The following is a 13149-nucleotide window of genomic DNA, read 5'->3' as shown; positions in this document are numbered from 1 at the left end:
CCCGCACCCCGCTCGCCACTAGCCGTCGGCCCGTGCCGTGGCCAGCAGTTCCTCCGCGTGCGCCCGGGCCGTCTCGGAGTCCTCCTGGCCGGCCAGCATCCGGGACAGCTCCCGGACGCGGTCCTCGCCCTCCAGCACTTTCACCCCGGACCGGGTCACCGATCCGTCGTTGGTCTTCTCGACGAGGAGCTGCCGGTCGGCGAAGGCGGCCACCTGCGGCAGGTGGGTGACGACCACGACCTGCGCGGACTTGGCGAGCTTGGCCAGCCGCCGCCCGATCTCCACCGCGGCCTTCCCGCCGACTCCGGCGTCGACCTCGTCGAAGAGGTACGTCGGCACCGGATCCGTACCGGCGAAGACGACCTCCACGGCGAGCATCACACGCGACAGCTCACCGCCGGACGCCCCCTTGGCGATGGGCCGGGGCGGCGCACCCGGATGCGGGGCGAGCAGCAGTTCCACTTCGTCCGCGCCCGACGGCCCGTAGGCGACCGGGCGTCCGCCGACCTCGACGCCCTCGGGGTCCTCGGTCTGCCGGATGGCGAAGGACACGCGCGCGTGCGGCATGGCGAGCGAGGCCAGTTCAGCCGTGACCGCGGCGGCGAACCGTTCCGCGGCCTGCGTGCGCGCGTCCGTCAGCGCCTGGGCGAGCGCGCCCAGCTCGCCGCGCAGCGCGTCCCGTTCGCCGGTCAGTTCGTCGATCCGCTCGTCGTCGCCGTCGAGTTCGGTCAGCCGCGCGGCCCCCCGCTCGGCCCAGGCGAGCACGGAGTCGATCTTCTGACCGTGCTCGCCGTACTTGCGGGTGAGGGCGCCCAGCGCGGCCCTGCGCTCCTCCACGGCCGCCAGGCGCAGCGGATCGGCGTCCAGGTCGTCCGCGTATCCGGCGAGTTCTCCCGCCACGTCGCCCAGCAGGATCCCGACCTCGCCGATCCGGTCGGCGAGCGAGGCCAGCGCCGAGTCGTGGGAACGGACGGCTTCCAGGGCGCGGTGCGCGCCCGCGACGAGGGTCGCCGCGTCGATGCCCTCGGGGTCCTCGGGATTGCCCGCCAGGGCGGCGTGCGCGACGGTGGCGGCCGAGGACAGCGCCTCGGCGTGCCCGAGCCGCTCCGCCTCCTGCGCGAGTTCCACGTCCTCACCGGACCGCGGTTCGACACCGGCGATCTCGTCGAGTCCGTAGCGCAGCATGTCGGCTTCCTGGGCGCGTTCACGCGCGCGCGTGACGATCTCCTCCAGCTCGGCCGCGACCACCCGCAATCGCCGGTAGGCCCCCGCGTACTCGGCGAGCGGTCCGGCGACCGCCGCACCCGCGTACCGGTCCAGTGCCTCCCGCTGCCGGGACAGTTTCAGCAGGCCCTGCTGGTCGGTCTGCCCGTGCACCGCCACCAGTTCGTCGGCCAGTTCGGCGAGCACCCCGACGGGCACGCTGCGTCCGCCGAGATGCGCCCGCGAGCGCCCCTCGGCGGAAACGGTACGGCTGATGAGCAGCGCCCCGTCGTCCAGTTCGGCTCCGGCCTCCTCGGCCCGTACGGCGGCGGACGCGTCCGAGGCGACGGTCACCCGCCCCTCGACGACGGCCTTCTCGGCCCCGATCCGTACGAGCGCCGCATCCGCGCGCCCGCCCAGCAGCAGCCCCAGGCTCGTGACCACCATGGTCTTGCCGGCGCCCGTCTCACCGGTGACGGCGGTGAAACCGGGCGACAGCTCGACGACGGCGTCGTCGATGACTCCGAGCGACCGTATCCGCATCTCCTCCAACACGGACACGACCATACGAGGTCCGGGCGCAGAAGTGCGAAGGCCCCCGCCCTCATCGTGTGAAGGTGCAGGTGACGATCGTGCATCGCGGTCGGCTGTCACCCGGGTGAGTGCCGTGCCCCGCGGGCCGACAGCGCCTGAACGGGCGCGGGGAACTGGGGGATCCCCCTGTTCGAGCGAAGCCGAGAACCTGGGCGGGCGAACAGCCGCGACGGCACCGCGGACGCTGCAGCAACCAGCCACGGCAGGGCAGCGACCGGCCACGACAGCGCCGCGGCCGAACGACGGCGCATCGCGGCACTTCCGGCGGAACGCCTAGTGCGGCGCCCCCCGCCAGCCGGAGACCGGCAGCGCGAACTTCGCCACCAGGCGGTCGGTGAACGAGGCGTGGTGCAGCCGGGCCAGCCGTACCGGCACGGCGCCCCGGCGGACCTCGACCCGCGCCCCGGGCGGCAGCTCGATGGTCCGCCGCCCGTCGCACCAGAGCACCCCGGGCTGGATGTGCGGCAGGACCTCCACCGCGAGCACCGAGTCCGGCGAGGTCACCAGCGGCTTCGCGAACAGCGCGTGCGCGGAGATCGGCACCATCAGCAGCGCCTCCACCTCCGGCCAGACCACGGGCCCGCCCGCCGAGAAGGCGTACGCCGTCGACCCGGTCGGCGTCGACAGCACGATCCCGTCGCATCCGAAGCCCGTCACCGGCCGCCCGTCGATCTCCAGCACGACCTCCAGCAGCTTCTCGGCGGACACCTTCTGCACGGCGGCCTCGTTCAGCGCCCAGTCCGTGTGCACGACGTCCCCGTTGCGGAGCACGACGACATCGACGGTCATCCGCTCCTCGACCTCGTACGCCTTGCTCACCACCCGGTCGACGACCTTGTCGAGGTCGTCGCGCTCGGCCTCCGCGAGGAAGCCGACGCTCCCGAGGTTGACGCCGAGCATCGGCACCCCGGAGGCCCGCGCGAACTCGGCACCGCGCAGCAGCGTGCCGTCACCGCCCAGGACGATCAGCAGCTCACAGCCGTCGAGGCACTGCGGTGTGGCCTCCTTGACCAGCCGCACCTCCTCCGGCAGCGGCAGGTCGATCGCCTCTTCTTCCAGGACGCGCACGCCGATGCCGGACCGCAGCAGCCCCTTGACCACCAGCTCGGCGCTGCGGATCGCCGCGGGCCGTCCGGTGTGGGCGAGCAGGAAAACAGTTCGAGCGTGGTTCTGTGTCAACGCGGCCCCTCCGCCACTGCACGGTCAACGTCGGCCGGGTCCAGTTCCGCTGCCCCGGCCCGCAGCCAGAGAAAGTACTCGACGTTGCCCGCCGGCCCCGGCAGCGGACTCGCGGTGACCCCGCAGGCCCCGAGTCCCAGCTCCCACGCCTGCCGGGCCACGCCCCGCACGGCCTCGGCCCGCAGCTGCGGGCTGCGTACGACACCCCCGCTGCCCAGCCGTTCCTTGCCCACCTCGAACTGCGGCTTGACCATCATGACCAGGTCGGCGTCGGGCGTCACGCACCGCTTCAGGGCGGGCAGCACCAGCCCGATCGAGATGAAGGACAGATCCCCCACGACCAGGTCCACCGGCTCCCCGTCGATCGCGTCGAGCGTCAACTCCCGTACGTTCGTACGGTCCTTGACGGTGACGCGTTCATCGCTGCGCAGCGACCAGGCGAGCTGTCCGTATCCGACGTCGACAGCGACGACGTGCGCGGCCCCCGCCCGCAGCAGGACGTCGGTGAAACCGCCGGTGGACGCGCCCGCGTCCAGTGCCCGCCGGCCCTCGACGACGAGCCCGCGCGGCACGAAGGCGGCCAGCGCTCCGGCGAGTTTGTGGCCGCCCCGGGAGACGTACTCCGGATCACCGTCGTCGGCGGCCACGACGATCGCGACGGCGGTCTCCACCTGGGTGGCGGGCTTGGTCGCGACGGTCTTGCCGACGGACACCCGCCCGGCGGCGATCAACTGGCCCGCGTGCTCGCGCGAGCGCGCGAGCTTCCGGCGGACCAGTTCCGCGTCGAGACGGCGGCGTGCGACTCCTGCCACGTTCGGTTCAGCTCCTGACTTCGTACGGCGGACGGGACGGCCGGCCCGCAGGGTCTCGTTGCCCGGAGGCGGTCGGGTGGTGGGCGGGAGCCTGCGGACCCGGGCGGGCGTCGAGCGCGGTGAGCGCGTCGCGCAGCCCGCCGTGTACATCCTCGTACACCTCGACGTGTCCGTCCGTGGTGAGGTGGTCGGCGTCGGCCAGCCGCTCCAGCCGGCCGTCGACCTCCGCGTTGCCGGTGGGGGTGCGCGGCACGCCCAGCGGGGCCGGAGCGCCCGGCTCGGGGTCCCGGTCGAGGCCGGAGCCGGCCGCGGGCCCCGCCACGCTCCCACCGTCGCCCACGACCGGGTACCGGCTCTCGTGCCGGTACCCATCGGGGTGTGCCTGCGGCGTTTCGGCCACGGGCTGCGGCTGCGGCTGCGGCTGCGGAACCGTCTCGTCCGGCCGGGCGCCGGTCTCGGGCGCAGAGTCGTTCATGCCCAGACGCTACCCCGAAGCCCTGAGGTACCGTCGGTCGCGATGGCCACGATCGAGGAGTGCCGCGTCGCACTCGAAAAGCTTTCCGACAACATGCAGGCGGCCGATGGCGACGTCCGCGCCGCCGCCTCCCTGGACCGCTCGGTGAGCTGTCACATCACCGACCTGGACGTCACCTTCGTCGGCCGGATGACCGGGGGCCGGACCGAGATCGACGACACCCGCCAGGGGCCGCCGGCCACAAAGGCGCAGATCAGGCTCGCCATGACCGGTGACGACCTGGTGTCCCTGGTCGACGGCGGGCTGAACTTCGCCAAGGCATGGGGCTCGGGCCGGGTGAAACTGGAGGCTGGCCTGCTCGACCTGTTCCGCCTGCGGAAGCTCCTCTAGGGCCCTGCAAGGGCACCTCGCCGGCCCAGGGCGCCCAGGTGGTTTCCTCCGGATCAAGTCCGTTTGACGTCCCCGGTCGAAAGATCTCGGATCTGTCGGGCGGGCGACCTAGGCTGAGCCCCGTCCGCACTACGGGGAGAAGCATGACAAGCAGGTTCACCGAATTGACCGTTGACTGCCATGATCCGGAGAGGCTCGCGGTCTTCTGGTGCGAGGTCCTGGACTTCAAGGTGATCGACCAAAGCGAGGGCAAGGTCGAGATCGGCTCTTGGATGCCGACCGTCGAGGATGTCCGGGCCCGCCAGATGCCGCCCACCCTGGTGTTCATCCGTGTGCCCGAGGGCAAGACCGTCAAGAACCGGCTTCACCTCGACGTCAGCCCGATCGACGGCAGCACCGAGGACGAGGTGACCAGACTGCTCGGCATCGGCGCCGTCAAGGTGGATGTGGGCCAGGGACCGGACCGGAACTGGGTGGTCATGGCTGACCCCGAGGGCAACGAGTTCGACGTCCTGCGCACCTTGGCACCGCGGGACTAGCTAGGACGCCTCTCCGGCCGGCACGCGCTCGCGTGCCCTGCGGGCCGCCGGCACCACCAGCGGGGTGCCCGTCTCCGGATCGTCGATCACCTGGCAGCGCAGTCCGAAAACCTCCTCGACCAGTTCGGCGGTGACCACGTCGTTGGGCGCACCCTCGGCGACGACCCGGCCGGAGCGCAGGGCGATGAGATGGGTGGCGTACCGGGCGGCGTGGTTGAGGTCGTGCAGGACGGCGACCAGGGTGCGGCCCTGCTGCTCGTGCAGTTCGGCGCACAGGTCGAGGACGTCGATCTGGTGCTGGATGTCGAGATAGGTGGTGGGTTCGTCGAGCAGCAGCAGGGGGGTCTGCTGGGCGAGGGCCATGGCGATCCACACGCGCTGGCGCTGGCCGCCGGACAGTTCGTCGACATAGCGATCGGCGAGTTCGGCGACGCCGGTCTGGGCCATGGCCTCCTGCACCACCCGCTCGTCCTCGGCCGACCACTGCCGCAGGATCCCCTGGTGCGGATACCGGCCGCGGCCCACCAGGTCGCCCACGGTGATCCCGTCGGGCGCGATGGACGACTGGGGCAGCAGGCCCAGCGTCCGCGCGACCTGCTTGGCGGGCATCGACTGGATGACCTGCCCGTCCAGGAGCACCCGGCCGGTGACCGGCTTCAGCATCCGTGACAGCGCCCGCAGCAGGGTCGACTTGCCGCATGCGTTCGGGCCGACGATCACCGTGAACGAGTTGTCGGGGATCTCCACCGACAGCTGCTCGGCGATGACGCGCTGGTCGTAGGCGAGGGTGACGGTCTCGGCGGACAGGCGGTTCACGGTGCTCCTTCGGGTGTACTTGCGCGGTGCGCCGCTGGTGTCGTGGACGCCGCTCATATCCGGCCCGCCCTGCGCTCGGCGACCAGCAGCCACAGCAGATACACACCGCCGAGGACGCCGGTGACCACACCGACGGGCAACTGGTCGGCCCCGAACAGGCGCTGCGAGGCCAAGTCGGAGGAGACCAGCAGGGTGGCGCCCATGCACAGCGAGGGCACCAGGTTGGGACCCGGCATCGGGGCGCCTCCCCCGCCCTTGCGGCGACGGGGGAGGGTCAGGCGCCGGGCGAGCTGCGGCGAGGTGAGCGCCACGAAGCTGACGGGTCCCGCGGCGGCGGTCGCGCCCGCGGTCAGCAGCACGGCCGCGACCAGCAGCAGCATCCGGAGCCGCTCGACGCGCACGCCGAGGGCGTACGCGACGTCGTCGCCCATCTCCATCATCCTCAGGCCCCGCGCGCCCACGAGGACGAGTGGTACGAGGACGGCGCACATCGCGAGCAGCGGCCAGACCTGGGTCCAGTCACGGCCGTTGAGGGACCCCGTCATCCACACCACCGCGCGAGTGGCGTCGACCAGGTCGGCCTTGGTCAGCAGAAAGCCGTTGACGGCGGTGACGATCGCGGAGACGCCGATGCCGACCAGGACCAGCCGGTATCCGTGCACGCCCCGCTTCCAGGCGAGCAGATAGATGGCGAGCCCGGTCAGCAGGCCGCCGGCGAGCGCCCCGAGGGTGACCGCGGTGGCGGACCCGGACATCAGCACGATCACGACGAGCGCGCCCGCCGTGGAACCCTGGCTGAGACCCAGCACGTCCGGGCTGCCCAGCGGGTTGCGCGACACGGACTGGAACAGGGCACCGCCGAGGCCGAGCGAGGCGCCCACCAGCAGTCCGACCAGAACACGCGGCAGCCGCAGCTCGTCGACGATGAACTCCTGGAACGCGGTGCCGTTCCCGGCCAGGGTCTTCAGCACGTCGGCGGCCGGGATCTCGGCGTCACCGGTACCGATCAGCAGCACGCTCGCCACGCCGGCGGCGACGAGCAGCGCGACGACGACGGCCAGGGCCCGTGGGTCCAGCCGCACGGAGAGCCCACCGGGGGTGCGCACGGCGCGGCTCGTACGGCTCGTACGCCTCATATGACGAGTCTTCACAGCTGCGCAGTCCTCCGCCGTCGTACGAGAAAGATGAAGACCGGGCCGCCGATGATCGCGGTGACGATGCCGACCTGGAGTTCCGAGGGGCGCGCGACGACCCGCCCGAGGACGTCGGAACCGAGCAGCAGAACCGGCGACAGGACGGCCGCATAGGGCAGGATCCAGCGCAGGTCGGGGCCGGTGAAGGAGCGCACGACGTGCGGCACCATCAGGCCGACGAACACGATGGGGCCGCAGGCCGCGGTCGCGGCACCGCACAGCACGGTCGCGGCGAGCATGGCCAGCGCGCGGGTGCGGTTGAGGTCGGCGCCGAGGGCGCGGGCGGTGTCGTCGCCCATCGTCAGGACGTTCAGCGGCCGGGCGAGCAGCAGCGCGAGCACCGTGCCGACCGCGAGGAAGGGCAGCACCTGCACGATGGTCGAGTCGCTGGCCGAGGCCAACGAACCCACCGTCCAGAAGCGCATCTTGTCCAACGCCGCCCCGTCCGTGATCATCACGGCCTGGAGATAGCCGTACAGCGCGGCGCTGATCGCCGTACCGGCGAGCGCGAGCCGTACCGGTGTGGCGCCCCGGCTGCCGCCGAGGAACCAGACCAGCGCGCCGACGGCGGCGGCACCCGCGAACGCGAACCACACATAGCCGCTCAGGCTGCCGACGCCGAAGAAGGAGATGGCCGTGACGACCGCGGCCGAGGCGCCCGCGTTGATGCCGAGCAGTCCGGGGTCGGCCAGCGGGTTACGGGTGAGCGCCTGCAGCACGGCCCCGGAGAGACCGAGCGCGGCGCCGACGAGCAGTCCGAGGACGGTACGCGACAGCCGCTCGTCGACGACGACGTCGCCGTACGTGCCCGAGGCGTGGAACAACCCGTGCCAGACCTGGGCCAGGGACAGCTCTTTCGCCCCGACCGCGATGCTCACCAAGGCGACCAGCAGCAGTATCGCGAGAGCGGCGAGGAGCCCAAGGCTCCGCACCGCACGGCGGGTTGGGAGCGCGGAGGCATGCTCCGCGCGCTGTTCGGGAGGACTGTCGACCAACACGGAAGTTAGGTTAGCCTACCCTGCCATCGCCGATCGATGCCGCGTCTCTCTTCGCCGGTTGGCCGGTTCGATCGCCCCCGGCGCCCAGGCCCTCCGGGCCCTCGCCCGCCGAGCCCGGCACCGAGGGCGAGCCGCACCGTTCCCTCCACGCGAGCCGCCCCCGGTCTCAGAGCCCGAGCCGGGCCAGCGCCTTCCCCCCGTCCAACTCGCAGACGCCCTCGCCGGCCGTCGTCCAGGCCGCCGCGCACAGCGCACGCAGGCCGTCCAGCGCCTCGCCGTCGCCGGCCAGCTCCAGCCGGCCGTCGACGGTCGTCGCCGCCCAGCCCGCACACCGGAAGCCCGCGCCGTCCTCGCCGACCTCCGGCTGCCCGGTGAGCAGACCCCGCAGGTCGGCGTCCACATAGGTGGGCCGGTGCCGGGGCGGCGCGGCGAGCAGCCGGGCCGCGTCGGTCACGCCCGTCAGCACGAGCAGCGAGTCGACACCGCCGTTGAACGCGCCCTCGATGTCCGTGTCCAGCCGGTCCCCGACGACCAGCGGACGCACGGCCGCGGTCCGCAGGATCGTCTCCCGGTGCATGGGCGGCAGCGGCTTGCCCGCCACCTGCGGCTCGGCGCCCGTGGCGATCCGTACGACCTCCACCGCCGCGCCGTTGCCCGGAGCGATCCCGCGCCCGCTCGGAATCGTCAGATCGGTGTTGGAGGCGAACCACGGCACCCCGCGCGCGATGGCGTAGCACGCCTCCGCGAAACGGCCCCAGGCCAGTTCCGGGCCGCCGTACCCCTGCGCGACCGCGGCCGGGTCGTCGTCCGCCGTCTCCACCGGCTGCAGCCCACGCTCGCGCAGCGCCACCCGCAGTCCCTCACCGCCGACCACCAGCACCCGCGCCCCCGGCGGCACCTGCTCGGCGATCAGCCGCGCGACCGCCTGTGCGGAGGTGATGACCTCGGCGGCTCCCGTCGGGATCCCCAGCTCGGTCAGGTGCGCGGCCACGGAGTCCGGTGTCCGCAGCGCGTTGTTGGTGACGTACGCCAGCCGCATCCCGTCCGTGCTGGCCGCCGCCAGCGACTCGACCGCGTGCACGATGGCGTTCCCACCCGCGTACACCACCCCGTCCAGGTCGAGCAGCGCCGTGTCGTACGCCTCGCTCAGGGGCCGTCCGCTGCCCTCGGGCCTGGTCCTGACGCCCTGGCTCATTCCGCATCTCCCCTCGTCACGCCGTTATCCTCCGATCATCCCGTATGCCACTGACACACGTACGATGCCGAAATGAACACTGCAGGTCACCCGGAAGCAAAGACGCGCCGCGGCCTGGAACTCACCCCGTTCCGCGGCCTGCGCTACGCCCCCGAACGGGTCGGAAGTCTGTCCGCAGTGACGTCCCCGCCGTACGACGTCGTGGTCCGTCCGGACGGTGTGCGACACCTCCAGTCGGCCGATCCGTACAACATCGTTCGGCTGATTCTTCCGCAGGCCGACACGCCCACCGAAAGCAACAAGCAGGCGGCCGAGACCCTGCACCGCTGGCTGGCCGAAGGCGTGCTGGCCGAGGACCCCGAACCGGGCCTGTACGTCTACGAACAGCGCGACGGCGACGGCATGCTCCAGCGCGGCATCATCGGCGCCCTGCGGGTCTCGGACCCCTCCGAGGGGATCGTGCTGCCGCACGAGGAGGTCATGCCGGCCATCGTCGCGGACCGCGCCGCCCTGATGCGCGCCACCTCCGCCAACCTCGAACCGCTGCTCCTGACCTACCACGGCAACGGCGCGGCGGCCGACGTCATCGAACGCACGGCCGAGGACACCCCGCTGCTCGCGGCGACCACCGAGGACGGCTTCCGCCACCTCCTCTGGTCGGTCACCGACCCGGTCGACGTGGCGCGCGTACAGACCGATCTCGCCCACCACCAGGCCCTGATCGCCGACGGTCACCACCGCTGGGCGACCTACCTGTGTCTACGCGCGGAGCACCCTTCCCCCAGCCCCTGGGACCACGGCCTGGTCCTGCTGGTGGACACGGCCCGCTATCCGCTGCGCGTCCGCGCCATCCACCGCCTGCTGCACAGCCTGCCGGTAGCGGACGCGCTGACGGCCCTGGACGGCCTCTTCCGGGTACGGCACCTGTCGACGCAGCTCCCGGACGCCCTCGCGGCGCTGGCCGAGGCAGCGGACGCCGGCAACGCCTTCCTGCTGGCCGGCGACGGCGCCTTCCACCTCGTCGACCGCCCGGACCCCGGTCTGCTGGCCCGTACGGTCCCCGCCGACCGCCCCGCCGCCTGGCGCACGCTCGACGCCACGGTGCTGCACTCCACGCTCCTCGACCACGTCTGGCACATCCCCGAGGACTCCCCCGCCCACATCACCTACATCCACGACACCGCGGCCACCGTCGATAAGGCGGAGCGCGACGGCGGTACGGCGGTCCTGATGCACCCGGTCCACGAGGACGTCGTCCGCGATCTGGCCCGCCAGGGCACGACGATGCCCCGCAAGTCGACGTCGTTCGGCCCGAAACCGGCGTCGGGGCTGGTGCTGCGGGTGCTGGGCAGCTGACCGAGGCCCGAACCGCGCACCTGGCCGAAGCCCGAAGGGGCAGGCCCGAACCTGGACCCGCCCCTTCGACACACGACGTCAGCCTCGCTCGGACCCCTGCTCGGGCTCCTGGCCGGCGTCCTCGTCCCGATCCTCTTCCTCGTCCCGCGGCTCGTCCTCGTCGTCGTCGTCGCCCAGCGCATCGACGAACTCCACGCCGTCCAGTTCGGCCAGCCGGTCGGAGGCGTCCGTGCTGCCGTCCCGGTCGGCCTCGACGGCCTTGGCGAACCACTCACGGGCCTCGCTGTCACGTCCGACGGCGAGCAGCGCGTCCGCGTAGGCGTAGCGCAGCCGCGCGGTCCACGGCTGTACGGAGTTGGACGCCAGTTCCGGGCTCTGCAGCGTCACGATCGCCGCGTCCAACTGACCCATGTCGCGCCGGGCTCCCGCCGCGACCAGCCGCATCTCGACCTGCCCGGCCTTGTCGAGCTTGTGCACCTCGGGCGCACCGGCCATGTCGAGCGCTTTCTCCGGGCGGCCCAGCCCACGCTCGCAGTCGGCCATCACGGGCCACAGGTCGGTGTTCCCCGTCATCCGCCGCGCGGCCCGGAACTCGGCGAGCGCCTCCCCGTACTGCTGATGGGCATACGCCGCGAATCCCGCCGCCTCCCGAACGGCTGCGACACGCGAGGCCAGGCGCAGGGCCACCTTGGAGTAGCCGTACGCACCCTCGGGGTCCTCGTCGAGGAGCCGGGCGACCATCACCAGGTTCTTGGCGACGTCCTCCGCGAGCGTCTTGGGCAGGCTCTGCAGCTCCTGCCGTACGTCCTTGTCGATCTCGTCGCCCGTGACGTCCTCCGGGATCGGCAGCCGCTTGATCGGCTCCCGGTCCCGCTCACGCTCGCGCTCCTCACGGAAACGCCCAACGCCGCCACGCCGGTCGTCGGGCCGCCCACGGAACCCATCGCCGGGACGCCCACCACGCTCATCCCGCCGCGGACCACGCCCCCGGTCGTCACGCCGGTCATCCCGACGGAACCCACCACGCTCACCGCGGTCATCACGGCGATCATCACGCCGGAAACCACCGCGATCACCACGGTCCTCACGCCGGTCGTCCCGACGATCGTCGCGCCGGAACCCGCCACCCTCACCACGGCCATCACGCCGGTCGTCACGCCGGTCATCCCTGCGGAACCCACCACGGTCGCCACGGTCATCACGCCGATCATCACGGCGGAAACCACCGCGATCACCACGGTCGTCACGGCGGAAACCACCGCGATCACCACGGTCGTCACGGCGGAAACCACCGCGATCACCACGGTCGTCACGGCGGAAACCACCGCGATCACCGCGTTCGTCCCGGTCGTCGCGCCGGAAGCCACCACGCTCACCGCGGTCATCACGCCGAAAACCACCGCGATCACCGCGGTCACCACGGTCGTCACGCCGGTCATCCCGACGATCGTCGCGGCGGTCACCACGGTCATCCCGCCGATCGTCGCGCCGGAACCCGCCACCCTCACCACGGCCATCACGCCGATCATCACGGCGGAAGCCGCCACGATCACCGCGGTCATCACGGCGGAAGCCCCCGCGATCACCGCGATCCTCACGCCGGAAGTCCGAACGCTCGCCGCCTCGCCGATCACCGGGCCGTTCGTCCCGTCCACGGAACCCGCCGCGGTCACCGCGCTCGCCACCCTGATCGCCTCGATAGCCACCCAGGCTGTCGTCACGGCGGAAGCCACCACGCTCACCACGGTCATCGCGGCGGAACCCGCCGCCCTCACCACGGCCGTCACGGCGGAACCCGCCCCGCTCACCACGATCGTCACGCCGGAAACCCCGGCCGCCGTCGTCGCGGCTGCCATAGCTACCACGCTCGTCGCGGCGCGGATACCCGCCACGATCCCCACGATCGTCGTCCCGGCGGTAGCCACGGCGGTCATCGTCACGCCGCTCGCTCCGCTGGTCACGGTCATCACGGCGGTACGGCGGCCGGCCCCCCTCCCCCCGGAAGCCACGGTCCCGCTCACCGCCGCGGTTGTCGTCCCGACGCGCATAACTGCCACGATCACCACGGTCGTTACCGTGCCGCTGGCCGCTTCGGAAGCCGCCACGCTCACCACGGTCACCACTGTCCCGTCGCCGCTGGTCGCGCTCCGGTCGATCGTCGGGAGAGTTGGTGGACATCGGTGACTCCTGTCTTCGGTACCGCAAGTCATTGTCGCGCAGTCGGAGGTTCCCGGCGCACTTCGGAAAAACAAAAGGACCCCCGGTCCCAGCTGAACGCTGGTGACCAGGGGTCCTTCAAAGATTGTTCGGCGGCGTCCTACTCTCCCACAGGGTCCCCCCTGCAGTACCATCGGCGCTGTAAGGCTTAGCTTCCGGGTTCGGAATGTAACCGGGCGTTT

The 13149-nt window shown here is 72.1% G+C and carries 12 protein-coding genes, 1 rRNA gene and 1 pseudogene; 3 read left to right on the top strand and 11 right to left on the bottom strand.

What is annotated here, in order from left to right; all coding sequences use genetic code 11:
• Positions 1–18: 18 nt before the first annotated feature.
• The 4 genes from recN to ACFYPJ_RS11480 form a co-directional block, all read right to left on the bottom strand.
• Entirely contained in the window at positions 19–1770 is a 1752-nt protein-coding gene (recN, locus tag ACFYPJ_RS11495) for a DNA repair protein RecN (protein WP_389014079.1), read from the bottom strand.
• 300 nt (positions 1771–2070) lie between these two features.
• Positions 2071–2976, bottom strand: coding sequence for an NAD kinase (locus ACFYPJ_RS11490; RefSeq protein ID WP_389014076.1), 906 nt, complete (start codon positions 2974–2976; stop codon positions 2071–2073).
• Positions 2973–3788: a TlyA family RNA methyltransferase gene (locus tag ACFYPJ_RS11485; protein ID WP_389014074.1), complete on the bottom strand. Its 816-nt coding sequence runs from the start codon at positions 3786–3788 to the stop codon at positions 2973–2975. Before ACFYPJ_RS11485 ends, ACFYPJ_RS11490 begins: the two co-directional genes overlap by 4 nt.
• Before the next feature lie 7 nt (positions 3789–3795).
• Entirely contained in the window at positions 3796–4263 is a 468-nt protein-coding gene (locus ACFYPJ_RS11480; RefSeq protein WP_389014071.1) for a hypothetical protein, read from the bottom strand.
• A 42-nt stretch (positions 4264–4305) separates the two neighbouring features.
• Here ACFYPJ_RS11480 and ACFYPJ_RS11475 point away from each other — a divergent pair, with 42 nt between their 5' ends.
• Positions 4306–4653, top strand: a complete 348-nt coding sequence (locus ACFYPJ_RS11475; RefSeq protein WP_389014068.1) for a sterol-binding protein — start codon at positions 4306–4308, stop codon at positions 4651–4653.
• A gap of 143 nt (positions 4654–4796) precedes the next feature.
• Positions 4797–5192, top strand: a complete 396-nt coding sequence (locus ACFYPJ_RS11470) for a VOC family protein (protein ID WP_389014065.1) — start codon at positions 4797–4799, stop codon at positions 5190–5192.
• Here ACFYPJ_RS11470 and ACFYPJ_RS11465 read toward each other — a convergent pair whose 3' ends face one another.
• The 4 genes from ACFYPJ_RS11465 to ACFYPJ_RS11450 all read right to left on the bottom strand — a co-directional run bounded on the left by ACFYPJ_RS11465 (position 5193) and on the right by ACFYPJ_RS11450 (position 9394).
• Positions 5193–6065 carry an ABC transporter ATP-binding protein gene (locus ACFYPJ_RS11465; protein WP_389014062.1) on the bottom strand — a complete coding sequence of 291 codons (873 nt, stop codon included), beginning with the start codon at positions 6063–6065 and terminating at the stop codon, positions 5193–5195.
• A complete protein-coding gene (locus ACFYPJ_RS11460; RefSeq protein WP_389014059.1) occupies positions 6062–7144 on the bottom strand; it encodes a FecCD family ABC transporter permease in 1083 nt (360 codons plus the stop codon). The genes ACFYPJ_RS11465 and ACFYPJ_RS11460 overlap by 4 nt, the downstream gene beginning before the upstream one ends.
• Before the next feature lie 11 nt (positions 7145–7155).
• The gene (locus tag ACFYPJ_RS11455; protein ID WP_389014056.1) at positions 7156–8199 is read right to left on the bottom strand and encodes a FecCD family ABC transporter permease; all 1044 of its coding nucleotides are present in this window, start codon (positions 8197–8199) and stop codon (positions 7156–7158) included.
• A 166-nt stretch (positions 8200–8365) separates the two neighbouring features.
• Positions 8366–9394, bottom strand: coding sequence for an HAD hydrolase-like protein (locus ACFYPJ_RS11450; RefSeq protein WP_389014053.1), 1029 nt, complete (start codon positions 9392–9394; stop codon positions 8366–8368).
• Positions 9395–9466: 72 nt separating this feature from the next.
• Here ACFYPJ_RS11450 and ACFYPJ_RS11445 point away from each other — a divergent pair, with 72 nt between their 5' ends.
• Positions 9467–10750 (top strand): DUF1015 domain-containing protein, encoded by a 1284-nt coding sequence (locus ACFYPJ_RS11445; protein WP_389014049.1) that lies wholly within the window; start codon positions 9467–9469, stop codon positions 10748–10750.
• 78 nt (positions 10751–10828) lie between these two features.
• On the opposite strand, the gene ACFYPJ_RS11440 is transcribed toward ACFYPJ_RS11445, so the two are convergent.
• The 3 genes and pseudogenes from ACFYPJ_RS11440 to rrf all read right to left on the bottom strand — a co-directional run.
• Positions 10829–11599, bottom strand: a complete 771-nt coding sequence (locus tag ACFYPJ_RS11440) for a hypothetical protein (RefSeq protein WP_389015059.1) — start codon at positions 11597–11599, stop codon at positions 10829–10831.
• 27 nt (positions 11600–11626) lie between these two features.
• Positions 11627–12718: pseudogene (locus ACFYPJ_RS11435) on the bottom strand (hypothetical protein); the annotation flags it as partial.
• Between the two features lie 336 nt (positions 12719–13054).
• Positions 13055–13149, bottom strand: a 5S ribosomal RNA gene (rrf, locus tag ACFYPJ_RS11430); the annotation flags it as partial.

It is taken from the genome of Streptomyces sp. NPDC006012 (genome assembly GCF_042871185.1).
Classification (GTDB): Bacteria; Actinomycetota; Actinomycetes; order Streptomycetales; family Streptomycetaceae; genus Streptomyces.
The sequence above is the reverse complement of the archived record's forward strand: the minus strand, read 5'-3'. Positions and strand labels throughout refer to the sequence as shown.

Bases quoted from the DNA above. Each gene is read 5' to 3' on its own strand.
- ACFYPJ_RS11465 (WP_389014062.1), bottom strand. From the start codon at position 6,065: ATGAGCGGCGTCCACGACACCAGCGGCGCACCGCGCAAGTACACCCGA.
- ACFYPJ_RS11445 (WP_389014049.1), top strand. From the start codon at position 9,467: ATGAACACTGCAGGTCACCCGGAAGCAAAGACGCGCCGCGGCCTGGAA.
- ACFYPJ_RS11450 (WP_389014053.1), bottom strand. From the start codon at position 9,394: ATGAGCCAGGGCGTCAGGACCAGGCCCGAGGGCAGCGGACGGCCCCTG.
- ACFYPJ_RS11480 (WP_389014071.1), bottom strand. From the start codon at position 4,263: ATGAACGACTCTGCGCCCGAGACCGGCGCCCGGCCGGACGAGACGGTT.
- ACFYPJ_RS11470 (WP_389014065.1), top strand. From the start codon at position 4,797: ATGACAAGCAGGTTCACCGAATTGACCGTTGACTGCCATGATCCGGAG.
- ACFYPJ_RS11460 (WP_389014059.1), bottom strand. From the start codon at position 7,144: ATGAGGCGTACGAGCCGTACGAGCCGCGCCGTGCGCACCCCCGGTGGG.
- ACFYPJ_RS11475 (WP_389014068.1), top strand. From the start codon at position 4,306: ATGGCCACGATCGAGGAGTGCCGCGTCGCACTCGAAAAGCTTTCCGAC.
- recN (WP_389014079.1), bottom strand. From the start codon at position 1,770: ATGGTCGTGTCCGTGTTGGAGGAGATGCGGATACGGTCGCTCGGAGTC.